Consider the following 22,389-nt stretch of genomic DNA (forward strand, 5'->3'; position numbering starts at 1 on the left):
GGTCCCCGTCGTCCGTTGCCGCCGGGCCCTGGCCGGCCACGCACCCGGCGCGGATGGTTGGTGGTGGGGACAGCGGTGGCGGTGCGCGCCGCCCGCGACGCCGGCCGGACACGCCCGCGCGACCCGCCGTCCCGGCGACGGCGCAGGAGCGATCGTATGGAGCTGCCATGTCCACGTCATCCGTCCCGGCCACTGCTGTCGTCGCCGGCGTCGACGGCTCCGCCGGCAGCATGCGGGCCGTGCGGTGGGCCGCTGCCGACGCCGCCCGGCGGCACCGGCCGCTGCACCTGCTGCACGCGCACGACTGGCCCGACCTGGTGTACCCGCCCGTGGGGTTCGCGCTGCCGGTCGCCTACGAGACCGACGTGCGGGCGACGGCGGCCCGGGTGCTCGCCGACGCCGTCGTGGTGGCCCGTGACGTCGGCGCCGACCTGCGGATCACCACCGAGTTCACGACCCGGCTGTGCGTGCCGGCGATGCTGGCCGCCTCTCGGCTGGCGTCGCTCGTCGTCGTCGGCAGCCGCGGCCTCGGCGGCTTCGCCGCCCTGCTGGTCGGCTCGACGGGAGTCGAGCTCGCCGGGCACGCCGCCTGCCCGGTGGTGATCGTCCGGGAGGTCGACCTTGCCGACGGGCCGCACGCCGGCCGGGTCGTCGTCGGTGTCGACGGCTCGCACGGCGCCGACCTCGCGCTCGGCCTCGCGTTCGAGCAGGCGGCGTTCCGGCGGGCCGGGCTGACCGCGGTCACCGCGGTCCAGTGGCACGTCGCCGGGCAGAGGGACGGGGTCGCCCCGCCGGTGCACGGCGAGCACGCCGAACTGCTCAGTGCGCGCCGGGTGCTCGCCGAGGCGATCGCCGGATGGCAGGAGAAGTACCCGCAGGTCGACGTCCAGCTCGAGGCCGTCGCCGGACGTGCCGGCGGCGTGCTCGTCGACGCCTCGGCCGCCGCCGAGCTGCTGGTCGTCGGTGCCCGCGGGCACGGCGGCTTCACCGGGCTGCTGCTCGGCTCGGCCGGCCAGGCCGCCGTCCACCACGCACACTGCCCGGTCGTCGTCGTCCGCCCGCCGAGGTGACGCGGCGGCCACCCGACTGTCAGGAGGGCCCGCGATGACGAAACGCGCCCTGGTCTGTTACGACGGTTCCGCCGCCGCGAACGCCGCGCTGCGGGCCGGCACGCAACTGCTGCCGGACGCGCACGCCTGGATCGCGTACCTGTGGACGCCACCGTTCGCCGAGGAGGGCCTCCGCCGGCGGTTGTGGGCCGGCCGGGACCACATCGAGGAGTTCGTCGAGGCGCTGCGCGGGGAGGGGGCGTGGCGGGCCGAACAGGTCGTCGTCACCGGGGTCACGATCGCCCGGACCGCGGGCTGGCGCGCCGAGGCCCTCACCCGGCCCACCGAGGGCGGCGAGGGGTTCGAGCTGGCCAGGACCGCCGCCGCCCTGGAGCCCGACGTGGTCCTCATCGGCTCCCGTGGCCTCGACGGCTTCCGCGCGGTCCTCGGCAGCGTCTCCGACGTCCTCGTGCACTACAGCCCGAAGCCGGTGCTGGTCGTGCCGTATCCCATGCTCATGCGGGACGCCGCGGCGGTCCCGGGCGGACCGGTCGTCGTCGGCTGGGACGGCTCCCCGGGCGCCTCGGCCGCGGTCGTGGCCGCCGACCGGCTGCTGCCGGAGCGGGAGGTGGTGCTCGTGTCGGTGCACGACAGGGCCGAGGAGTGGCCGTCGACCCCGCCGCCGGACGGGAGCCGGTCCGTCAAACCGGTCCTGGTCCGGCCGGGGAACGGAACACCGGGACACGCCATCGCCGACGCCCTCGGCCGGTACGCGGCGGACCGGTCGGCGGCACTGGTCGTCGTCGGCTCGCGGGGGCGCTCGGCGGCACAGGAGATCATGCTCGGCAGCGTGGCGATGGCCACCCTGCACCACGCCCACCGGCCGGTGCTGGTCGTCCCGCGGCCCCACGGTGCGCCCGCCGGTACACCGGCGGGGCGGGGCGCCGCCTGAGGCACCGCACCCATCCGCCGGGTGGCCCGACCAGGATCGGGTACCAGGGTCTGCGCGCGGTCAGGGCCGGTCGGCGCATGCGCCGGTGTCGCCGCCCGCGGTGGACGGGACCATCGGCCCTTCCGGCCGGCGCGGCGGTGGACGACCGTTGAAGACACCGCCGCACATCGTGAGGAGGCCGTCATGACCACCATCCAACGGCCGGTGATCGTCGGCGTCGACGGCTCGCCGGCCGCGTTCGGCGCGGTCCGCTGGGCCGCCGACGAGGCGGTCCGGCTCCGCCTGCCGCTGCGCATCACGCACGCCCTCGGCGTCCCCGGCCCTCCGGAGGAGGTCACCGACGAGCAGGGCCTGGTCCTGAACGCCGCGGTCGAGGCCCGCCGGTGGTATCCGGGCCTGCACGTGACGACGTCGACGTGGTTCGGGCAGCCCGCGCACGCGCTGCGCGAGCAGTCCCGGCACGCCGAGCTGGTCGTCGTCGGCAGCCGCGGGCACGGCGGCTTCCACTCGCTGCTGGTCGGCTCCGTCGGCGTGCAGCTCGCCGGTTACGCGTACTGCCCGGTCCTCGTGGTGCACCACGCCGAGCGCTGGTCCGGGCCGGAGGCGCAGCTGCCGTCCCACGGGCCGGTCGTCGTCGGCACCGACGGGTCCGCCGGCGGCCTGCTGGCGCTGGAGGCGGCGTTCGGCGAGGCGTCGGCCCGCCGGGTGCCGCTGGTCGCGGTGCGCGTGTGGCAGCCGCCGACGAGCCGCCTGGCCCGCCGCCCCGACCCGGACAAGCTGGCCGCCGAGCTCGACGCCGACCTGGAGCGGCTGCGGGCGAAGGACCCCGCCGTTGAGGCCGAGGCGCGGGTGCGGCAGGGCGTGCCGGTGCCGGTGCTGCTGGACGAGGCGCGGGACGCGCTGATGATCGTGCTCGGGGCGCGGGGGCACGGCGGCTTCACCGGGCTGCATCTCGGTGCGGTCGCCCAGCACGTGCTCGAGCACGCGGACTCGCCGGTCCTCATCGCCCGGCACTGACGGCACCACGCGCCGCCGGGCGGGGCCGGAGGTCCCGCCCGGCGAGGAGACCCCGGCCCTGTCCGGCCGGACCGTCACGAAGGAGGACTGCGATGGACGCACAGCGGATCGTCGTCGGATTCGACGGGTCGGGCGAGGCCCGGGCCGCCGTCGACTGGGCCGTGGACGAGGCCGAGCGGACCGGGTCGCGCCTGCACATCGTGTACGCCTACCAGCTCGCCTGGCCCGGCGGGGAGTACGCGGGACCGGCCGGGGAGATGGCCGCCGAGGCGCAGGAGCGCGGCGACGCGTTGATCGCCGAGATCGTGGAGCATCTCCGCCGGCGCGGCACCGGCGTCAGCATCGACGGCACGGCGGTCCACGCCGCGCCGTCACCGACCCTGCTCGAGCTCGGTGACGCGGGCGCCCGCCTGATCGTGGTCGGCAACCGTGGCGGCGGCGGGCTCACCCACCTGCTGCTCGGGTCGGTCAGCCAGCAGGTCGCCACGCACGCGCGCACCCCGGTCGTCGTGGTGCGCGGCCGGGCCGCGGCAGGCGGCCCGGTGGTGGCCGGCGTCGACGGCTCCCCCAGCTCCGACGCCGCGCTGGGTGTCGCGTTCGAGGCGGCGCGGCTGCGCGACACTGGCGTGCTCGCCGTCCGTGCCTACCTGCCACCCATGGTCACCTCCCTGCCGTACGCCATGATCGAGGCGACGGAACAGCAGCTGCTGGAGGCGGCGGTGGCCGGCTGGCGGGAGAAGTACCCGGCCGTCGCGCTGGAGACCCGGCTCGTCAACGGCCGGACGGCCCAGGCGCTGCTGGACGCCTCCGGCACCGCCCAGCTGGTCGCCGTCGGCAGCCGCGGGCACGGCGGGTTCGCCGGCCTGCTCCTCGGCTCCGTCGGCCAGCACCTGATGCACCACGCCGCGTGCCCGGTGCTGATCGTCCACGCACCGGCAGCCCCCTGACCCACCGGCAGCATACCGGCGGCGCGGCAGCGTGAGGCCCGGCCCGGGGTCAGCCGCGGACGAGGTCGGCGGCGGCGCGCAGCTGCCCGACCGGTGCCGGGCGGGCCAGGTGGTACCCCTGCGCGTACCGGCAACCGAGGCCCACGAGCTCGGCGAGCTGCTCGGCGTCCTCGACGCCCTCGGCGACGACCCGCAGGCCGAGGGTGTGCCCGAGCTGCACGACGGCGGCGAGCAGGCCCCGGTGGCGGTCGCTGCCGACGAGCCCCTCGAGGAACGACCGGTCGATCTTCAGCACATCGGCGGGGATGTCCCGGAGGTAGCCCAGGGACGAGTACCCGGTGCCGAAGTCGTCGATGGCGATGCGCACGCCCGTCGACCGCAGCCGCTCCAGCCGCGGCGCGGTGCCCGCCACGTCGCGCATGAGGGTGGTCTCGGTGACCTCCAGGACCAGCGCCTCGGGGCGCAGGCCCGTCTCGCGCAGCGTCCGCGTGACGAGGTCCGGCAGGTCGGGGCTGTCCAGCAGCGCGGCGGAGATGTTGACGGTGATCCAGTCGGGGGCGCCCGCGGCGTCGTCGTCCTGCCACGCGCGCAGGGTCAGGCAGCTCTCCCGCAGTATCCACCGGTCGATGTCGGTGATGAGCCCGGCGCTCTCGGCGAGGGGCAGGAACGTGCCCGGCGCCCGCAGCCCGGCCGCGGGGTCCTGCCACCGCACGAGCGCCTCGACGCCCTCGGTGCGGCCGGCGAGCGTCTCGACGATCGGCTGCAGGTGCAGGCGCAGCTCCCCGCGCTCGATGGCGGTCTTCAGCCGGCGCTCCTGGTCGAGCTGGTCGACGATGCGGGCGTGCATGTCGGCCTGGAAGTCCACGCAGCGGGCCTTGCCCTGCTCCTTGGCGGCGTACATGGCGACGTCGGCGTTGCGGACCACCTCATCCGCGTCGGCGTGCCGGGCGGCGTCCCAGACGGCGCCGACGCTCGCGGTGACCGTCACCTCGCGCCCGCCGAGCAGGAACGGCTCGCTCATCGCCTGGAGCAATCGCTCCGGGAGCCGTGCGACGACGGTCTCGCCGGCAGGCTCGACGAGGATGCCGAACTCGTCGCCGCCGAACCGGGCGACGGTGTCACCGGGGAGCACCGCGTCGCGCAGCCGCTCGGCGGCGATCTTCAGCAGCTGGTCGCCGGCGCTGTGCCCGAGGCTGTCGTTGACGCGCTTGAACCCGTCGAGGTCGACGAACAGCACCCCAGCCGGCCCGTGCCCGGCCGTGCTGCGGGTCATCGCCTGGTCGAGGCGGTCGTTGAACAGCGCCCGGTTGGGCAGCCCGGTGAGCCCGTCGTGCAGCGCCTGGTGGCGCAGCTCGTGCTCCAGGGCGCGCTGGCGGGTCACGTCCCGCAGCAGCAGCACCGCCCCGGCGCGCCGGCCGTCCCTCATGATGGGGCTGATGGTGCAGGAGACACGGGCCGACGACCCGTCCGGAGCCGGCATGTCCCGCTCCCGGACGGTGTCGGCGCGGCCCTCGCCCAGCGCGGGGTCGACGTCCGGGAGCACCGTGGCGGTGGGCCGGCCGAGCAGCCCGCCGACGCCGAGCCCGGTGAGCCGTCCCGCCGCGGCGTTGGCGAACGTGATGCGGTCGTGCTCGTCGACGCCGCAGATACCTTCGGCCGCGCTGGCCAGGATGGCGTCGGTGTACTCCTTGGCGAGGATCTCGCGGGCGGAGCGTCCGAGCTCGGCGGCCATGTCGTTGAACGCCCGGCCGAGCTGGTGGATCTCGTCGCGGCCGCCGGCCGGCACCCGCCGCTCGTAGGCGCCGTCGCGGACGTCGCGCACCGCCGCGGTCAGCGTCGCGACCCGCCGCGTCACCGACGACGCGAGCAGCCCGCCGACCAGGAGCACGAGCAGCACACCGGAGCCGCAGACGACGGCGATCGTCAGCTGCGCCCGGCCGGTGGAGGCGACCATCTCGTCGTAGAGGGGGGTGTATTCGAGGATCACCGCGCCGAGTGTCACGTCGTCGCGGCCGACGAGCGGGACGACGACCTGTTTGATGCCATCCGGGTGGTCGTCGCTGACCTCGACGAATGTCCGCGGCACCCGGTCGCGGATCGTGGCGCCGACCTGGTCCGCGGTGTCATGGTCGAAGGTGGTGCCGACGTGGTCCGGGACCGCGCCGCCGAGCACCACCTGCCGGCGGTCGACGACGACGATGTCGCGGCCCTGCAGGTCGCGCAGCCGCCGCAGGTAGGCGTCGAGCCACTCAGGTCTGTCGTACAGCGGGCCGGGGTCCTGCTCCCCGGCGGAGTCAGGTGGCAGCCCGAACGCGACGTCCCTGGCCACCCCGAACGCGACGTGCTCGGCCTCGGTGATCGCCGCGCGGCGCGCGGACCCGACGTCGACCCGCCAGGCCACCACCCCGACGAGCGCCACCAGGACCGCGACCAGCAGGTACCCACCGACCAGCTTGCGCCGCAGGGTCACTGCCATCCTCCAGGAGTCAGTCGTCAACCGCACTATCGGCCGCCGGACCCCGGGCCTGAAGACTTGCCGCCACGCGTCCCCGAACGACCCGGCCGGCGACAGGGCCGTAGGTCCTGCCATCGGAGGGCTCGCGGCTCTACCTGGGACCGGCCGGGGCACGTTGTCTGGAGGCGGAGACCACCACACGACGGTTGAGGTGAGATCGATGATCACCGCGCACGATCTGCTCGTCGAGCATCCGTTCATGGCCGGAGTGCCGGACCGGTTCCTGGAGCGCATGGCGCACTATTCGCACCGCGTGACGGTCCGCGCGGGCACCCGGCTCTTCAGCGAGGGCGGCAGGGCCGACAAGTTCTGGCTCATCCGTGACGGGCTGGTGAGTCTCGACACGCGCCTGCCCGGCCGCGGCGACGTCGTCGTGGAGACCATCGGCGCCGGACAGGTGGTCGGCTGGTCGTGGCTGTTCCCGCCGTACCGCTGGCACTTCGGCGCCACGGCCGACACGCCCGTCCTGGCGATCTGCTTCGAGGCTGCGGGCGTCCGCGCGATGTGCGCCGACGAGCCGGAGCTCGGCTACGAGCTGACCCGGCGCCTGATCGAGGTGGTCGTCGCGCGGATGCAGGCGACCCGGCTGCGGATGCTCGACCTGTACCGGGAAACAACGCCGACGCGGTGACCCCCGCCTCGCGGCCGCGCCGCCGCGGTGCCGGATCACGCCGGTTTGTGGCAGGTCCGCGAGTACCGTTGGAACGGTCACGCCTTCACCCAGCACGACGGCCCGCTCAGCTTCTTCGGTCGACCCGGCGGTCGCCGAGGATCGCCGGCGTCGCGGCACCGCTGTTGGTGACACGTTCGCGGGCAGGGCCGCCACGGCCCAGGCGCCCGCCTTCCGTCCGAGATCGACGCGAGCGCCCGGACCGCGGCCCGGTCGCGGGACCGTCGGAGGTGACGCGTCGCCCCGCGACGCGACGAACGACCGGACTGGAGGAGATCATGCCCACGACCAAGCACTGGACGGTGGACCTGCTGATCGGTGAGACCGAGGGGGAAACCCACGCCGAGGCCCGGCTGCACGCCAACGACGACAGTCACCAACTCGGCGTCGGCCGGGCCCGCCTCAACCCCGCCGACGAGAACGTGCCGGAGATCGGTGACGAACTCGCCGTCGCCCGCGCGCTCAACGACCTCGGCCACCAGCTGCTGCTCTCGGCGGCGGCCGACATCCAGGCCATCACCGACGAGCGCGTGCGGCTGCTGGCCTGACCGCGCCCGCCCACACCTGCCGGACCGGAGGCCGCCGGTCCGGCAGCCCGATGCCGACATGCGCCCGACCCGGGCGCTCACTGGGAGGCCCGGGTCGGGGGGTTCGGGGGTCGCGGCCGGCGGTCAGGCTCTGACGAGCGCCTGGTCGGGGACCGCGAAGCCCTTGGTCCCGGGGGTCGCGGCGGCGTGGACGAGACCGGCGGCGCCGAGCAGGAGCAGCAGGCCGGCGGCGAAGTACGCGACGAGCGCGGCCTGGCCGGCCTTGGCGCCGAACTCGCTGAAGCCGTACGAGGTGAGCAGCAGGCCGCGCAGGGTCTCGCCCTTGAACACGGTCTCGCGGGCCGTGTTGGCGTCGGTCAGCTGCTTCTGCAGGTCGGCGGCGGCCGGGTCGTCCTTCGGCAGCGCGGCGATCTTCGCCTTCAGGTCGGCCTGGACGTCACCCATCTGGGCGTAGGTCTTGCCGCCCGCGATCGACTTGAGGTGCAGGCCGATGAACTCGTTGGCGTAGCACTCCGCCTGCTTGCCGGTGGTCAGCTGCTGACCGGCGTACTTGACCAGGCAGGCCGACTCCTTCTCCTCCGCCGTCAGGGTCGCCGCCGGCTTGAAGGAGATCTGTTGCTGGCCGAGCTGGTCCTTGACGTAGTCGTTGGCGAAGTTCGCGTTGCTGGTCAGCACCAGGCCGGCCACCAGCAACAGCCCTGCCAGGACGACGAGGCCGAGACCGACGAGGATGTCGAGCGTCTTGCGCTTCATGGCGTGCCCTCCGGGGCCTTGGAAAGTGCGTCGATGTGATGGCATCAGCCTGTGGCACTGGCACCGGCCCGCCACAGAGCACAACCACCCGCATCGACGGGACCTACGTCCCGGGCCACCTCGGGACCTCCGGCCGGTCGATGCCGCAGGGCCGGTTCAGTGCCGAGGGGCTGGTTTCAGTGCCGAGGGCCGGTTCAGTGCCGAAGGGCTGGGGCGGCCCGGGACTTTCGGCCCGCCCGCGCGGGTGGCCACCGGGTGACAATGAAGCCATGATTCGGGTGTATCTGCTCGACGACCACGAAGTCGTCCGGTTCGGCCTGCGCGAGATGCTCGAGCGGGAGGGTGACATCGAGGTCGTCGGCGAGTCCGGGTCCGCCGTCGACGCGACGCACCGCATTCCCGCGCTGCGGCCCGACGTCGCGGTCCTCGACGGGCGCCTGCCCGACGGCAGCGGCATCGACGTCTGCCGCGACGTCCGCTCCGTCGACCCGTCCATCAAGGCACTGATCCTGACGTCGTACGACGACGACGAGGCCCTGTTCGCCGCGATCATGGCCGGCGCTTCGGGCTACGTGCTGAAGCAGATCCACGGCACCGACCTCATCGACGGCATCCGCCGGGTCGCCGCCGGCCAGTCGCTGCTGGACCCGGCCGTCACCGCCCGGGTGCTGGAGCGCATCCGCAAAGGCCCGGAGCAGCCCGACGAGCTCAAGAACCTCACCGACCAGGAGCGCAAGATCCTGCTGCACGTGGCGGAAGGCCTGACCAACCGCGAGATCGCGGAGCGGATGTTCCTGGCGGAGAAGACGGTGAAGAACTACGTCTCCAGCCTGCTGGCGAAGCTCGGGCTGGAGCGGCGCACCCAGGCGGCGGTGCTGGCCTCGCGCCTGCTCGGCAAGCACTGACGGCAAGCACTGACCCAGACGGGTGCACCGGTGCGCCGCTACCGGAACGCACCGGTTTTCGGCTGCTGCCGCTGGGCGTCACCCCTTGACCGGACCGACTCGCCCTCCGCGCCGGCCGCCATGAGCAGGAACCAGCCCACCAGCGCCGTCCAGAGACCGTCGACCAGGCCGAAGATCACCACTTCGACCAGCCCGGCGAGGATCAGCGTCACGCCCAGCGCGTGACCGACCCGGACGGCGGTCAGCGCGGCCCGCGCACGGTCGCCGTGCCACCACCACAGCGCGGCCCGCAGCACCCGGCCGCCGTCGAGCGGGGCACCGGGCAGCAGGTTGAAGACGGCGAGCACCAGGTTGATCGTCGTCAGCCAGAGCAGCACGACGACGACGGCGACCGGCCCGCCGGCGGCCGACAGCAGCACCGCGACGGACCCGAACCCCACCGCCGCCGCGACGCTCGTCAGCGGGCCGGCACCGGCCACCAGGAGGTCGGCCCGCGCGCTGGGCGGCTCGTCGCGGAACTCGGCCATGCCGCCGAGCAGCCAGAGCGTCAGCCGCTCGACCCGGATGCCGAAGTGCCGGCCCACCAGGGCGTGCGCGAGCTCGTGGGCGAGCAGCGACAGCAGCATCAGCAGGGCACCGGCGGCGCCGAACAGCCAGGCGACCGGCCTGGGGGTGCCCGGCGCATCGGCCGGCAGGACGGCGGTGGCGAGGCTCCGTGCCAGCAGCACCATGATGACCAGCACCGACCAGTGGACGCCGATCGGGATTCCCGCGACGCGTCCGAGCCGCAGCGTCTGTTTCATGTCACACCTGCCCCCGGTGGACGGTGCCGCGGAGCGAGCGGGATGGGGCGGTTCCGCTGTTCCCCGGCACCTCAAGTCTCGCGCGCCGCGGCGCCGGGGCACGGCGGCGGAAGTCCCGGTGCCATCGGTCCTCGTGCCGCCCGGGTCCGGGACTTTCGGCATGGTGCCGGTCGGGCCCTTCAGCCCTGCCCGGCCCGGCCGGCAGGCGGCAGGCTCGGCACCGTGCCGCCACGTCCGCGGCGGCGGAGAGGAACGTGCGCCCCATGCGGGTTACGGGGACCGGCCACGCCGGCATGCTGATCGAGACACCGGCCGGCACCATCCTGTGCGACCCGTGGGTGAACCCGGCGTTCCTCGCCTCCTGGTTCCCGTTCCCCGACAACTCCGGTCTCGACTGGGACCGGCTCGGCCGCTGCGACTACCTCTACGTGTCGCACCTGCACCGGGACCACTTCGACGCGGAGCACCTGCGCCGGCACGTGTCGAAGTCGGCCACGGTACTGCTGCCCGAGTACCCGACCAGCGACCTGGAGGACGAGCTGCGGGCGCTCGGGTTCCGGTCGTTCCTGCGGACCCGCAGCGGCGAGCCGGTGGCCCTGGACGGCGGGCTCAACGTCATGATCCAGGCGCTCGTGTCGCCGACGGACGGCCCGATCGGCGACTCGTCGATCTGGGTCGAGCACGACGGCGTGCGGCTGCTCAACCAGAACGACGCCCGCCCCCGCGACCTGACCGAGTTCGCGCGGCTCGGTCGCGTGCACGCGCACCTGCTGCAGTTCTCCGGCGCCATCTGGTACCCGATGGTCTACGAGCTGCCCGCCGCCGCGAAGCGCGCCTTCGGCAAGCAGAAGCGGGAGCGCCAGTTCGACCGGACGATGCGGTACATCGAGGAGCTCGACGCCGGCTGGGTCTTCCCGATCGCCGGGCCGCCCTGCTTCCTCGACGACGAGCTGTGGGGCGTCAACGACCTGTTCGGCGACGAGGGCAACATCTTCCCCGACCAGCAGGACTTCATCGACCACTACGAGCGTCTCGGCCGCACCAACGGCGTGGTCCTGCTGCCCGGCAGCACGGCCACGATCACCCCGGACGCGTGCGAGGTCGGCCACCCGGTCGGGGACGTCCGCGCGTTCTTCGCCGGCAAGGCCGGCTACCTGCGCGACTACCAGCGGCGGCAGCGCCCGGTGATCGAGGCCGCCAGGGCGGCATGGCCGCACCCGGAGCTCGACGTGCTCGCGGAGCTGGTCCGCCGGGTGCAGCCGCTGATGGCCGCGAGCGAGCACATCGCCGCCGGCATCGGCGGGCCGGTCCGCTTCGACCTGACCGACGACGCCGACGTCGTGGTGCAGAGCGTCGTCTTCGACTTCACGGCCCGCGAGGTGCGCGCCGCCGGTGACGAGCGGGCCCGGTACCGCTTCCGCACCCGCCGCGGCCTGATCGAGCACCTGCTGGCGACCGGTGAGACCGACTGGGTCAACAGCCTGTTCCTGTCCTGCCGCTTCTCCGCCGCCCGGGTCGGCCAGTACAACGAGTACGTCTACACCTTCTTCAAGTGCCTCAGCGAGGAGCGGCTGCGCTACGCCGAGGCGTGGTACGCCGGCCGGACCAGCGACGGCGAGGAGATCGTCATCGGCGACTGGGCGGTGCAGGGTCACTGCCCGCACCTGAAGGCCAACCTGGAACGCTTCGGCAAGCTCGACGGCAGCGTGCTGACGTGCCAGATGCACGGCTGGAAGTTCGACCTGCCGACCGGCCGGTGCGTGACGAGCGCGGGCCACCCCATCCGCGCCCGGCGGCTCGACCGGGCGTGATGGTCGGCCCTGGCGCTCGGCCGGCGCCAGGGCGGGTCACTGCGGCAGGAGCAGCAGCTCGACCGTTTCGCCGGGACGCCACGCGGGTGGCACGACGGCGAGCGCGTCGGCGAGGGCCGCGGCGCCGAGGTGGCCGGGGCGGGCACCGTCGACCACGCTCGGCGCGGCGCCGTCCCAGCGGACCGGCACGATGCTGGTCGCGGTGGCGTGCACCCGTGGAGTGCCGTCCAGGCACACCCGGGGCAGGGCCGGCAGCGTCCGGCCCGCGAGGCCGGCGAGCAGCGGCTGCAGCAGCGTGAACGCGGCGACCATGGCCGCGTACGGGTTGCCGGGGAGCCCGACGAGCCAGTGCCCGGCGCGCGAGGCGAGCACCTGCGGGTGGCCGGGCCGGCAGTCGACGCCGTCGACGTGGATCGTCGCGCCGGCGGTGGTGAGCACGTCGTGGAGGGCGTCGGCCGGGCCGACCGACGACGCGCCGCCGACCACGGTGACGTCGACGTCGCTCAGCGACCGTTCGACGGCGGCGGCCGTGACGGCCGCCGGGTGGTCCGGTGTCCATCGCACGTCGACCAGGTCGGCGGACCAGGCCCGCAGCAGCGCCGTCAGGGTGGGCCCGATCGCGTCGCGCACCTGGCCGTGGGCCGGGGTGCCGGCCGTGACGATCTCGTCGCCGGTGAGCAGCAGGCGGACGGTCGGTGCGCGCCGGACGGTGACGACGTCCACGCCGACGCTCGCGGCGAGCCCCAGCGCGGCGGCGGTCAGCACCGACCCCGCGGGCAGGACGGGCCGCCCGGCGGTGACGTACTCCCCCGCCCGCCGGATGTGGCGCTTGCCGGCACCGTCGCCGGACGCGGACACGACCGCGCCGTGGCGGGCGACCACCTCGTAGGGCACGACCCGGTCGGCACCCGCCGGGACCGGCGCGCCGGTGGCGATCTCGACCGCCTCGCCGGGCGCGAGCGGCGCCGCGCCCGGTCCGCCGGCCAGGACACCGCCGACGACCCGCCACGGACCGTCGCCACGGACCGCGTAGCCGTCCATGGCCGCGTTGTCGAAGCCCGGCAGGTCCACGGCCGCGGCGAGCGGCCGGGCCAGGGTGCGGCCGGCCGCGCCCGTCAGCGGCACCTCGACGAGGCCCAGTGGCTCCGCCACGCGGTGCGCCAGCGCGCGGGCGGCCGCCCACGGGGTCCCGCCGGCGTGATGCCGCGGGTGGTGCGGGCGGGTGATTGCCGCGGTCATGTCATCCACCGTATCCGGACATGTCGCCCGTTCCTCGCCGAAAGGTCGCTTCCAGTAACGATTGTCCGCCGCCATGGCCCGCGCCGGGTGGAGCCCCGCACGCGGCGGCCCCGCCGCCCGGCGCACACCGGGCGGCGGGGCCATGAGCGGGTCAGGCACGGCCGGGGACCGCACGCGCCGACCTGCGCACGACGGTGGCGGTCAGCAGCACCGCGCCCGCCGCGACGACCGCGAGCAGCGCGAGGCCGATCGTGTACGAGCCGTACCGGCCGTAGATGGTGCCCATCAGCAGCGGCGGCACGAACCCGCCGAGGCCGCCCGCGGCGCCCACCACACCGGTCACGGAGCCGACCTTGTTCGCCGGGGCGAGCTGCGCGACGAGCGCGAACGTCGCTCCGCTGCCGGCGCCGAGGGCGGCGGCCAGGGACAGGAAGGCGACGGTGCCCAGCGGCGCGAGGGCCGGCGTGAACGTCTGCACGAGCGCCGCGACCCCGACGACCAGCAGGGTGCCGGTCAGGACCCGGGCCGGTTCGATCCGGTCGGACAGCCAGCCGCCGATCGGTCGCATCACCACGGCGAGCAGCACGAACCCGGCCATGCGGTTGGCGGCGTCGGCCTGCGCGAGGCCGTACGCGGTCTTCAGGTACGCGGGCAGGTAGACGGAGAACGCGACGTAGCCGCCGAACGCGACCGCGTAGAGGGCGGAGGCGTGCCAGGTGACGCGGAGCTTGAGCGTGGCGGCGAGGCGGCGGCCGAGCGGCTCGGCGGGCACGGTCCGGCCCGGCGCGTCGCGCAGCAGCAGCCCGGCCAGCAGCGCGTAGGCGGCGAGGACGATCGCGGTGAGCACGAACGGCATCGCGCTGCCGTAGGCGCCGACGAGCTTGACGGTGGTGAGCGCGCTGATCGCGGTGCCGCCCATGCCCATGCCGAAGACGCCGACGGCGAGGCCGCGCTTCGCGGGCGGGAACCAGGCGGTGACGAACGGGACGCCGACGGCGAAAGCGGTCCCGCCGATGCCGAGGAAGAAGCCGCCGACGAGCAGGCCGGTGAGCGACTGCTGCCCGGCGAGCCCCAGGTACAGCACCGGGACGATCGTCGCGAGCGACACCAGCGGGAACATGACCCGCCCGCCGAACCGGTCGGTCAGCGCGCCGACCGGGATCCGGCCGAGCGAGCCGACGACGACGGGCACCGCGACCAGCAGCGCCTGCTGCAGCGGGCTCAGGTGCAGGGCGTCCTTCAGCTTCGGCGCGAGCGGGCTCAGCAGCGCCCAGGCCCAGAAGTTGACCGCGAAGCCGGCCGTGGCGATCGCCAGCATCATCCCCCGGCGCGCCCCGGTCACCGCGGGTGCAGTGTGTCCACTCATCATCGTCACTTCCGTAGGTTCGGGTGGCGGCTCCGGCGTACGGCGCCCGTCGACCGCGGGTGAGCTGCTGGTCTCCAGGATCGGAGCGCACAGCGCGCGGGCCCAGGGACCTACGACCCGAATCGCCGGGACCATACGGCCGCCGGTCCGGTCCCGCGGTTCATGTGTGAATTTCGGGTGAGGCCCGGGTGAGAAACGGCCGATGCCGGCGTCCGCCATGCTTCGGCGGTGGTGGACTGCCGGCAGAGGTGAGCCATGAGCCCGCGTGCGCAGCACCACCACCATCAAGCCGACCGAGGTCCACTGTGGACCGTCCCGGCGGCGCGCCCGGCCCGTGACGCCGTGCCGTGCCTGACCCCCGGCGGCATCCAGGCATGATCTATGTCATCGGGTCCGGTCCGGCCGGCACCGCGGCGGCGGTCGCCCTGACCCGGCAAGGTCTGCACGTCACGGTGCTGGACGCGGGTCTGACGCTCGAACCCGCCCGCGCGTCGACCGTCGCACGGATGGCCGCCGAGCGGCCGGCGCAGTGGAGCCCCGGCGACGTGTCGGCGGTCAAGGCCAACATGGGCGCGGGACCCGGCGGCGTCCCGCTGAAGGTCAGCTTCGGCTCCGACTTCCCGTACCGGGACGCCGACCGGCACCTGCCCTCCCGCGCGACCGGCGTCGGCGTGGTGCCGTCGTTCGGCAAGGGCGGGTTCGGCAACGTCTGGGGGGCGGCGGTGCTGCCCTACCTGCCGGCGGAGCTGGAGTCCTGGCCGACCGGGCCCGGCGAGCTGGGCCCGTGCTTCGAGCAGGTGCTGTCGTTCGTCGGGCTGTCGGGCGCCGACGACGACCTGGCGGAGCGGTTCCCCACCTACGCGCCGCGGCTGGAGTCGCTGCCGGTGAGCCGGCAGGCCGAGGCGTTGCTGCATGACCTGCGGTCCAACCGCGAGGCCCTGCGCAGCAACGGGTTCCTGTTCGGCCGGGCCCGTCTCGCGGTCGCCAGCCGCAACGCCGGCGGGCAGCCGTGCGAGCGGTGCGGCCTGTGCATGTTCGGCTGCCCGTACGGGCTGATCTACAACCCGGCGCGCACGCTGCAGGAGCTCGTCGCGCAGCGGAAGGTCACCTACGTGCCGGGCGTGGTCGTCACCGGGTTCACCGAGCGCGGCGGCGAGGTGCACATCGAGGGCCGCGACCGGCGTACCGGCGAGGCGGTCCGGCACGTCGCCTCCCGGCTCTACGTCGGCGCCGGCGTGCTGTGCACCACCAAGCTCGTGCTGGCGTCGATCGGCGCCTACGACCGCGAGGTCGTCGTCCGCGACAGCCAGTACTTCCTGCTGCCGATGCTGCGCTACGCGGGCGTCCGGGGCGTCTTCGACGAACCGCTGCACACGCTCGCTCAGGCGTTCCTGGAGGTGTTCGACCCAGAACTGTCCGCCAACAGCGTCCACATGCAGGTCTACACCTACAACGAGCTCTACCGGCAGGCGATCGCCTCGGCCCTGCGCGCGGCGCGGCCGGCGTTCCGGCCGATCTCGGCGGCGTTCCTGCGCCGGATGCTGCTGATCCAGGGGTACCTGCACTCGGACCTGTCCGGCGAGATCGGCCTCACCCTGCGCCGCGACGGGGTGCTCGACCTCCAGGGGCGGCGCAGCCCGCGGACCCGCGGCGTGCTCAGGAGGCTCGTCGCGAAGCTGCGCCGGCACCGTTCCCTGATCCGGGCGGTGCCGCTGGGCGCGGCGATGAAGCTCGGCGAGCCGGGGCGCGGCTTCCACTGCGGCGGCACGCTGCCGATGCGGCGGCAGCCGGGCGAGCTCGAGACCGACCCGCTGGGGCGTCCGGCCGGGTTCGAGCGCGTGCACCTCGTCGACTCCAGCGTGTTCCCCACCATCACCGCGAGCACGATCACGCTGACCGTCATGGCGAACGCCTACCGCATCGGCGCCCATCCGGGGGCGCACCGGTGAGGGTCGCGGTCACCGGCGCCTCGGGCTACCTCGGCTCCCGCATCTGCAAGCGGCTGGCCGGCGTCGGCCGGGTCGTCCGCTTGGGCCGCAGCGCGCCCGCCGAACGGTTCACCCTCGCCGGCGGGGCGGACGACGGCATCTTCCGCGACAACAGCGTGACCGCGCTGGTCCACTGCGCCTGGGACTTCTCCCTGCACACCCGCGCGGACCTGGTGGCACGCAACGTGCGGGGCTCGATCCGGCTGATGGAGCAGGCCCGCGCCGAGGGTGCGCAGACGATCGTGTTCATCTCGACCATCAGCGCCTTCCCCGGCTGCCGCAGCGACTACGGCCGGGCCAAGCTCGCCGTGGAGGACGCGGCGCACCGGCTGGGTGCCCTCGTCGTGCGGCCCGGCCTCGTCTTCGGCGACCAGCCCGGCGGCGTGGTCGGCGCCCTGAACACCATGGTGCGCAGGCTGCCGGTCGTTCCGCTGATCGGCAACGGCCGGCAGGTGCTCTACCCGGCGCACGAGGACGACGTCGCCGCCCTGATCCGCCGTCTCGTCGTCCGGCCCGCGCTGGCCGCGCCCGGCGAGCCGGTCATCGCCGCGCACGAGCGCGGCTGGACGCTGCGGCAGGTCCTCCTGGAGCTCGCCGCCAGGCAACGCCGCAGGGTCGCCGTGGTGCCGGTGCCGTGGCGGTCGGTCTGGCTGCCGCTCAAGGCCGCCGAGGTGGTCGGCCTGCGCGTGCCGTTCCGCAGCGACAGCGTCGTGAGCGTGCTCAACCAGGACCCGTCCCCCGACTTCGCGCCGACCCGCTCCGTCGGCGTCCCGTTCCGCGACTTTGCCCGTTCGACGACCTCGGGGGAATCCTTTCATGTCCGGTAGCTCCGCCCCCGTGGAAGTGAGCGTGGTCCTGCCCTGCCTCAACGAGGCGGAGACCATCGAGACCTGTGTCCGGAAGGCGTTGAAGGGGCTGGCCGAGCTCGGTGTCATCGGCGAGGTGGTCGTCTCCGACAACGGCTCGACCGACGGTTCGCAGGCCCTCGCCACGGCCGCCGGCGCGACGCTCGTCCACGCCCCGGTCCGCGGCTACGGCGGCGCGCTCCTCGCGGGCATCGAGGCCGCCCGCGGCCGCTACGTGATCATGGGCGACGCCGACGACTCGTACGACCTCGGCAACCTCGGCCCGTTCATCACCGAGCTGCGCGCCGGCAAGGACGTCGTCATGGGCAACCGCTTCAAGGGTGGCATCACCCGCGGCGCCATGCCCGCGCTGCACCGGTACCTCGGCAATCCCGTGCTGTCCTGGCTCGGCCGGGTGCTCTTCGCGCTGCCGGGCGTCGGCGACTTCCACTGCGGCCTGCGCGGCTTCCACCGCGACCGGATCCGCGCGCTCGGGCTCTGCATGGCGGGCATGGAGTTCGCCAGCGAGCTGGTCATCCGCGCCGCGCTGGCGAAGTACTCGATCAGCGAGGTCGCCACCCCGCTGGGGCGCGACGGCCGCAGCCGCCCGCCGCACCTGCGGACCTGGCGGGACGGCTGGCGGCACCTGCGCTTCCTGCTCATCTTCGCGCCGAAGCGCACGCTGCTCCTCCCCGGCCTGATCCTCGCGCTGGCCGGGCTGACCGGCACGGCCCTCCTGCTGCCCGGGGAGCGGCACGTGTTCGGCGTCTCCTTCGACGTCAGCGCGCTGGTCTACTCGTCCCTCGCCACGCTCGTCGGGGCGCAGCTGCTGATCTTCGGCGGGTTCGCCCGGCTGTACGGCATCCAGGAAGGCATCACCCGCGAGGACAAGCACGTCCGATGGGTACGGTGGCTGAGCTTCGAACGGTGCGTCGCCGGTGGCCTGCTCGTCGGGCTCGCCGGCCTGGTCAGCACGCTGGTCGCGGTCACCGACTGGGGCGCCGGCGGCTTCGGCCGGCTGGACCCGCGGGAGACCCTGCGCCTGGTGCTGCCGTCGGCGACGGCCATCGCGCTGGGCATCATCCTGATCTTCTCGGGCCTGTTCGCGAGCCTGCTGTCGTTGCGTGCGGCCGGCCGCCGCACGGGCCCGCCCGCGGCCGACGCCGAGCCGGAGATCCCGGCGCAGCGCCCGGTCAACTCGCAGACGTCCCTCCGATGACCGGCGCGTGGCGGATGACCGGCGCGTGGCTCCGGGAGCACCGGGCGCTCGCCGGGCTCGTCGCGGCCGGCGCGCTGCTGCGGGTCGGCATGATGGCCGCCTACTACCCGGCGTTCGGCTATTTCTACGACACGCGGGCGTACATGGACGCGGCGAGCTCCGGCACGCCGAGCCCGATCTGGCCCTTCGGATACCCGGCCATGCTCAAGGTGCTCGGCACGACCGGCCACATCGCCTCGGTCTCCGCCGTCCAGCACCTGATGGGCCTGGTCATGGGGGTCGGCATCTACGCGCTGTGCACCAGGCGAGGGGTGCGGCGCAGCTGGTCCGCCCTCGCGGCGGCGCCGGTGCTCCTGGACGCGCGCCAGATCCAGCTCGAGCACTACGTGCTGTCCGAGACGCTGTTCTCGTTCCTCCTCCTCACCGGCGTCGCGCTGCTGATGTGGTCGCGGCGGCCCCCGCTGTGGCTCATGGGCCTCAGCGGTCTGGTCTTCGCGCTGGTCACGCTCACCCGCACCGTCGGCCAGCCCATCGCCGCGCTGGTGGTGCTGTACCTGATCGTGCGACGGGTCGGCTGGCGGCGCATCGCGCTGTTCACCGTGTCGCTGGTCGTCCCGGTCGTCGCCTACATGGTGTGGTACGACCGGCACTACGACGCCTACGCGCTGAACAGCTACACCGGCCGGTACCTGTGGCAGCGCACCACCACGTTCGTCGACTGCACCCGCACCGACTTCACCCCGCAGGAACGGCAGATCTGCCCGCCGGAGCCGCTCGGCCACCGTGAGGTCAGCGACGTGTACCTGTGGGAGCTGGACCGCGACCGCATCGGCGCGCGCTATCCGGGTCCGGAGCACGACTGGCTCTTCCGGCACTTCGCGCTGAAGGCGATCCGCGAGCAGCCCGGGGACTTCGCCGCCGCGGTCGCCACCGACGCCTGGCACCTCGTGCAGCCGGGCTGGCCGGCACCGGCCCGGATCGCCTGCACCACGGACCTGTGGACCATGCCGTCCGGCGGGCGGTCCGGCAACCAGGTGAGCAACTGCACGGCGACGCTCATGGCGCGCGGCTTCCAGCCGGCGGGCTCCGGCGGCGCCGCGCCCACGGTCACGCCGCTGAACAGTGCGCTGTGGGCCTACGGACAGACCGTCGTGATGCCACCGTCGGCCCTGGTGCTGCTCGCCCTGTTCGCGCTCGCCGCGACCGTGCGGCGCCGGCGCGGCGGCGGCCGGCGGCTCCGCGACCGGGAGGCCGCGGACAGCGTGCTGCTGGCGGTCATGAGCCTGTCCCTGCTGATGCTCGGCGTCACGCTGTCGGTCATCGACCTGCGTTTCCTCGTGCCGCTGCTGGTGACGGCGCCGCTGGCGGCCGTGCTGGCGGCTCACCGGCTCGCGTCCCGCCCCACCGCGCCGGACGCCGCCCCGGCACCGACCGGCTCGCCCGAGCCGGCACTGTCCGCGGAGGATACGGCGGCCTCGACCCGCCGGGTGCACACCGCCGGCGTCGAGACCTCCCGCCGCAAGGCCACCGGCATCCCCCGGTCCCGAACGCCCCGCAGGTGAGGGCCCTCAGGACGCTGCCGTGCGGGTGGCCGGCCCGCGGCGCTGGCCGCGGGCCCGGCCGACCCGGCACGCCGTGCGGGCCGGCCCGACGCTGCCGTGCTGCGGGGGGCGATGACTCCGGCGGATGCCATCTGCGGTAGGGCCGACCCGACTCCAATCAACCACTCCGCGATGGCGCGGTCGTCGGCCTGCCCGCTCGCTGTCGGGCGATGATCGGACACTTCCCCGCCGTCGGAGCGGTCGACCCCGGTCGGGTGAAGCGTGGCAGCCGCCCGGCCCGAGGCACGGCTGACCAGGGCGACAGCACCGCGGGCGCCGGCGGTCAGCGGTCGATGACGTCGCTGACCGGGCGGCGGTTCGTGTAGCAGGTCGTCGGCGCGTACCCGAACCGCAGCACGAGCTGCGGGGCGTACGGGCGCCGCAGGGCGAGCCGCAGCCGCTCGCGGACCGTCGGCACCTCGATCGGCTGGGAGTACATCGCCGTCGCGAGGCCGAGGTCGGCGGCGCGCAGCAGCACCCGTTGCAGCACCATGCCCGCCTGGATCTCGTGCATGCGGTGTTCGCCCTGGTAGCCGAGGACGGCGACGACAGGGGCCCCGCTGAGGTCCCGGGTGTCCTCCCTGGGAGGTCCGCCGAAGTCGCGGCGGGGCATCATCTCGGCCGGGTGGGGCGCGGCGCCCGCGGCGCCGCGCCCCACCCCCTGCACGTCGTCGTCCGCCGAGGTCCATGCGCGCAGCTCGGCGACGTAGGCGGGGTCCGCCTTCAACTGCGCGTCGGCCTCCCGGGTCAGCTGCGCGACCGTCCACAGCGCCGACTCGTCGTCCTCGACGACATGCAGCCAACCGCCTTCGTCGGCGGCCTCGTCCACCAGCTGCGTCATGACGCCCGGCGCGACCCGGGCCTCCGCGAACCCGGACCGGTTGGTGTGCCGGCGCCGGATCTGCCGGTGCAGGCGGCACTCCGCCGGGGTGACCGGTCTGCCACGGTCGGGCACGAGGTGGACCACCACGTCGCCCGATCCGATCGTGCAGGCCGCCGGCGCTCCGGCGACGGCGAGCGCCAGGCGCAGGTTGAAGGCGGCCGCGCCGCACGAGATGCGTGCCGCGCGCAGGTCCGGGTCGCACACCGGCAGGGCGCGGTCACGGTCGACCAGGACCTCGATGCCGTCGGCGGTGCGCCGGAACCGCCACGGCTGGCTGTTGTGGATCGACGGCGCCCACACGGCCTCGCCGACCGCGGCCATGAAGGTGGCATCCGACCAGATGTCGACGTCGGTCATCGCACCCTCCCGAACAGGTCCGGTCCCTCCTCTCCACGGTCGCCGACCGTCCCGGCGCAACGGTGCGGGGCGAACCTCCCCACCCGCTGTATCACCCGGCAGATCACACCCGTGCGGCGGGTCAGGGCCGGGGATGCCGCCATCCGGACCGCGCCCCGGGGACGGCCGGCGGCGGCACCGGCGCACAGGGCGGCAGGCCGGGCGTGACACGATGGTGGCGCAGTTTGTGCCGTACCGGCGAGACGTCACGGTGGAAGGGGCCACATGATCCGGGTGTATCTGCTCGACGACCACGAGGTGGTCCGGTTCGGGCTTCGGGAGATGCTGGAGCGCGAGGGTGACATCGAGGTCGTCGGCGAGTCCGGGTCCGCCGTCGACGCGACGCACCGCATTCCCGCGCTGCGCCCCGACGTCGCGGTCCTCGACGGGCGCCTGCCCGACGGCAGCGGCATCGACGTCTGCCGCGACGTCCGCTCCGTCGACCCGTCCATCAAGGCACTGATCCTCACCTCGTACGACGACGACGAGGCGCTCTTCGCCGCGATCATGGCCGGCGCGTCCGGGTACGTCCTCAAGCAGATCCACGGCACCGACCTCGTCGACGGCATCCGCCGGGTCGCCGCAGGCCAGTCGCTGCTGGACCCCGCGGTCACCGCCCGGGTGCTGGAGCGCATCCGCAAGGGCCCGGAGCAGCCCGACGAGCTCAAGAACCTCACCGACCAGGAGCGCAAGATCCTCCAGCACATCGCCGAGGGTCTGACCAACCGCGAGATCGCCGAGCGGATGTTCCTGGCGGAGAAGACGGTGAAGAACTACGTCTCCAGCCTGCTGGCGAAGCTCGGGCTCGAGCGGCGCACCCAGGCCGCCGTCCTCGCCTCCCGCCTGCTGAAGAAGCCGTGACCGGCGAGCAGAGCGCGTGGC

At 74.3% G+C, this 22,389-nt stretch carries 19 protein-coding genes; 13 read left to right on the top strand and 6 right to left on the bottom strand.

Annotated features, from left to right (window positions below; genetic code table 11):
* The first annotated feature begins 167 nt into the window (after positions 1 to 167).
* The 4 genes from ABD332_RS30880 (at position 168) to ABD332_RS30895 (ending at position 3,965) form a co-directional block, all read left to right on the top strand.
* The gene (locus tag ABD332_RS30880) at positions 168 to 1,070 is read left to right on the top strand and encodes a universal stress protein (protein WP_344505855.1); all 903 of its coding nucleotides are present in this window, start codon (positions 168 to 170) and stop codon (positions 1,068 to 1,070) included.
* Between the two features lie 34 nt (positions 1,071 to 1,104).
* The gene (locus ABD332_RS30885) at positions 1,105 to 2,001 is read left to right on the top strand and encodes a universal stress protein (protein ID WP_344505856.1); all 897 of its coding nucleotides are present in this window, start codon (positions 1,105 to 1,107) and stop codon (positions 1,999 to 2,001) included.
* 183 nt (positions 2,002 to 2,184) lie between these two features.
* Positions 2,185 to 3,018 carry a universal stress protein gene (locus ABD332_RS30890; RefSeq protein WP_344505857.1) on the top strand — a complete coding sequence of 278 codons (834 nt, stop codon included), beginning with the start codon at positions 2,185 to 2,187 and terminating at the stop codon, positions 3,016 to 3,018.
* A gap of 92 nt (positions 3,019 to 3,110) precedes the next feature.
* Complete coding sequence (locus ABD332_RS30895) at positions 3,111 to 3,965, top strand: universal stress protein (RefSeq protein ID WP_344505858.1); 855 nt, start codon at positions 3,111 to 3,113, stop codon at positions 3,963 to 3,965.
* Positions 3,966 to 4,014: 49 nt separating this feature from the next.
* On the opposite strand, the gene ABD332_RS30900 is transcribed toward ABD332_RS30895, so the two are convergent.
* Positions 4,015 to 6,441 carry a putative bifunctional diguanylate cyclase/phosphodiesterase gene (locus ABD332_RS30900; RefSeq protein ID WP_344505859.1) on the bottom strand — a complete coding sequence of 809 codons (2,427 nt, stop codon included), beginning with the start codon at positions 6,439 to 6,441 and terminating at the stop codon, positions 4,015 to 4,017.
* Between the two features lie 199 nt (positions 6,442 to 6,640).
* On the opposite strand from ABD332_RS30900, the gene ABD332_RS30905 reads away from it, so the two are divergent.
* Positions 6,641 to 7,111 carry a Crp/Fnr family transcriptional regulator gene (locus tag ABD332_RS30905; protein ID WP_344505860.1) on the top strand — a complete coding sequence of 157 codons (471 nt, stop codon included), beginning with the start codon at positions 6,641 to 6,643 and terminating at the stop codon, positions 7,109 to 7,111.
* A gap of 317 nt (positions 7,112 to 7,428) precedes the next feature.
* Positions 7,429 to 7,698: a DUF1876 domain-containing protein gene (locus ABD332_RS30910; protein WP_344505861.1), complete on the top strand. Its 270-nt coding sequence runs from the start codon at positions 7,429 to 7,431 to the stop codon at positions 7,696 to 7,698.
* A gap of 123 nt (positions 7,699 to 7,821) precedes the next feature.
* Here the strand turns inward: ABD332_RS30910 and ABD332_RS30915 are convergent, their stop codons facing one another.
* The gene (locus ABD332_RS30915; protein ID WP_344505862.1) at positions 7,822 to 8,451 is read right to left on the bottom strand and encodes a hypothetical protein; all 630 of its coding nucleotides are present in this window, start codon (positions 8,449 to 8,451) and stop codon (positions 7,822 to 7,824) included.
* 269 nt (positions 8,452 to 8,720) lie between these two features.
* Here ABD332_RS30915 and ABD332_RS30920 point away from each other — a divergent pair, with 269 nt between their 5' ends.
* The gene (locus ABD332_RS30920) at positions 8,721 to 9,356 is read left to right on the top strand and encodes a response regulator (RefSeq protein ID WP_344505863.1); all 636 of its coding nucleotides are present in this window, start codon (positions 8,721 to 8,723) and stop codon (positions 9,354 to 9,356) included.
* 38 nt (positions 9,357 to 9,394) lie between these two features.
* Here the strand turns inward: ABD332_RS30920 and ABD332_RS30925 are convergent, their stop codons facing one another.
* Positions 9,395 to 10,159 (bottom strand): site-2 protease family protein, encoded by a 765-nt coding sequence (locus tag ABD332_RS30925; protein WP_344505864.1) that lies wholly within the window; start codon positions 10,157 to 10,159, stop codon positions 9,395 to 9,397.
* A 263-nt stretch (positions 10,160 to 10,422) separates the two neighbouring features.
* Between ABD332_RS30925 and ABD332_RS30930 the strand changes: the two genes are divergently transcribed.
* Entirely contained in the window at positions 10,423 to 11,970 is a 1,548-nt protein-coding gene (locus ABD332_RS30930) for a Rieske 2Fe-2S domain-containing protein (protein WP_344505865.1), read from the top strand.
* A gap of 36 nt (positions 11,971 to 12,006) precedes the next feature.
* Here the strand turns inward: ABD332_RS30930 and ABD332_RS30935 are convergent, their stop codons facing one another.
* Positions 12,007 to 13,209 (bottom strand): molybdopterin molybdotransferase MoeA, encoded by a 1,203-nt coding sequence (locus ABD332_RS30935; RefSeq protein WP_344505866.1) that lies wholly within the window; start codon positions 13,207 to 13,209, stop codon positions 12,007 to 12,009.
* A gap of 151 nt (positions 13,210 to 13,360) precedes the next feature.
* Positions 13,361 to 14,575 (bottom strand): MFS transporter, encoded by a 1,215-nt coding sequence (locus tag ABD332_RS30940; RefSeq protein WP_344505867.1) that lies wholly within the window; start codon positions 14,573 to 14,575, stop codon positions 13,361 to 13,363.
* Between the two features lie 374 nt (positions 14,576 to 14,949).
* Between ABD332_RS30940 and ABD332_RS30945 the strand changes: the two genes are divergently transcribed.
* From ABD332_RS30945 to ABD332_RS30960, 4 genes are read left to right on the top strand one after another with little or no spacing between them, the layout of a single operon-like run.
* Entirely contained in the window at positions 14,950 to 16,524 is a 1,575-nt protein-coding gene (locus ABD332_RS30945; RefSeq protein ID WP_344505868.1) for a GMC oxidoreductase, read from the top strand.
* Positions 16,521 to 17,390 carry an NAD-dependent epimerase/dehydratase family protein gene (locus ABD332_RS30950; protein WP_344505869.1) on the top strand — a complete coding sequence of 290 codons (870 nt, stop codon included), beginning with the start codon at positions 16,521 to 16,523 and terminating at the stop codon, positions 17,388 to 17,390. Before ABD332_RS30945 ends, ABD332_RS30950 begins: the two co-directional genes overlap by 4 nt.
* Positions 17,391 to 17,400: 10 nt before the next feature.
* Positions 17,401 to 18,627, top strand: coding sequence for a glycosyltransferase family 2 protein (locus ABD332_RS30955; RefSeq protein WP_344505870.1), 1,227 nt, complete (start codon positions 17,401 to 17,403; stop codon positions 18,625 to 18,627).
* Positions 18,624 to 20,189: a hypothetical protein gene (locus tag ABD332_RS30960; RefSeq protein ID WP_344505871.1), complete on the top strand. Its 1,566-nt coding sequence runs from the start codon at positions 18,624 to 18,626 to the stop codon at positions 20,187 to 20,189. Before ABD332_RS30955 ends, ABD332_RS30960 begins: the two co-directional genes overlap by 4 nt.
* Positions 20,190 to 20,511: 322 nt before the next feature.
* Here the strand turns inward: ABD332_RS30960 and ABD332_RS30965 are convergent, their stop codons facing one another.
* Positions 20,512 to 21,468, bottom strand: a complete 957-nt coding sequence (locus ABD332_RS30965) for an Acg family FMN-binding oxidoreductase (RefSeq protein ID WP_344505872.1) — start codon at positions 21,466 to 21,468, stop codon at positions 20,512 to 20,514.
* A gap of 264 nt (positions 21,469 to 21,732) precedes the next feature.
* Here ABD332_RS30965 and ABD332_RS30970 point away from each other — a divergent pair, with 264 nt between their 5' ends.
* A complete protein-coding gene (locus tag ABD332_RS30970) occupies positions 21,733 to 22,368 on the top strand; it encodes a response regulator (protein WP_344505873.1) in 636 nt (211 codons plus the stop codon).
* Positions 22,369 to 22,389 lie beyond the last annotated feature (21 nt).

Source organism: Dactylosporangium maewongense, from assembly GCF_039531485.1.
GTDB lineage: Bacteria > Actinomycetota > Actinomycetes > Mycobacteriales > Micromonosporaceae > Dactylosporangium > Dactylosporangium maewongense.

Bases quoted from the DNA above. Each gene is read 5' to 3' on its own strand.
- ABD332_RS30880 (WP_344505855.1), top strand. From the start codon at position 168: ATGTCCACGTCATCCGTCCCGGCCACTGCTGTCGTCGCCGGCGTCGAC.
- ABD332_RS30890 (WP_344505857.1), top strand. From the start codon at position 2,185: ATGACCACCATCCAACGGCCGGTGATCGTCGGCGTCGACGGCTCGCCG.
- ABD332_RS30885 (WP_344505856.1), top strand. From the start codon at position 1,105: ATGACGAAACGCGCCCTGGTCTGTTACGACGGTTCCGCCGCCGCGAAC.
- ABD332_RS30920 (WP_344505863.1), top strand. From the start codon at position 8,721: ATGATTCGGGTGTATCTGCTCGACGACCACGAAGTCGTCCGGTTCGGC.
- ABD332_RS30960 (WP_344505871.1), top strand. From the start codon at position 18,624: ATGACCGGCGCGTGGCGGATGACCGGCGCGTGGCTCCGGGAGCACCGG.
- ABD332_RS30940 (WP_344505867.1), bottom strand. From the start codon at position 14,575: ATGAGTGGACACACTGCACCCGCGGTGACCGGGGCGCGCCGGGGGATG.
- ABD332_RS30970 (WP_344505873.1), top strand. From the start codon at position 21,733: ATGATCCGGGTGTATCTGCTCGACGACCACGAGGTGGTCCGGTTCGGG.
- ABD332_RS30965 (WP_344505872.1), bottom strand. From the start codon at position 21,468: ATGACCGACGTCGACATCTGGTCGGATGCCACCTTCATGGCCGCGGTC.
- ABD332_RS30945 (WP_344505868.1), top strand. From the start codon at position 14,950: ATGATCTATGTCATCGGGTCCGGTCCGGCCGGCACCGCGGCGGCGGTC.
- ABD332_RS30925 (WP_344505864.1), bottom strand. From the start codon at position 10,159: ATGAAACAGACGCTGCGGCTCGGACGCGTCGCGGGAATCCCGATCGGC.
- ABD332_RS30930 (WP_344505865.1), top strand. From the start codon at position 10,423: ATGCGGGTTACGGGGACCGGCCACGCCGGCATGCTGATCGAGACACCG.
- ABD332_RS30935 (WP_344505866.1), bottom strand. From the start codon at position 13,209: ATGACCGCGGCAATCACCCGCCCGCACCACCCGCGGCATCACGCCGGC.
- ABD332_RS30905 (WP_344505860.1), top strand. From the start codon at position 6,641: ATGATCACCGCGCACGATCTGCTCGTCGAGCATCCGTTCATGGCCGGA.
- ABD332_RS30910 (WP_344505861.1), top strand. From the start codon at position 7,429: ATGCCCACGACCAAGCACTGGACGGTGGACCTGCTGATCGGTGAGACC.
- ABD332_RS30915 (WP_344505862.1), bottom strand. From the start codon at position 8,451: ATGAAGCGCAAGACGCTCGACATCCTCGTCGGTCTCGGCCTCGTCGTC.
- ABD332_RS30900 (WP_344505859.1), bottom strand. From the start codon at position 6,441: ATGGCAGTGACCCTGCGGCGCAAGCTGGTCGGTGGGTACCTGCTGGTC.
- ABD332_RS30895 (WP_344505858.1), top strand. From the start codon at position 3,111: ATGGACGCACAGCGGATCGTCGTCGGATTCGACGGGTCGGGCGAGGCC.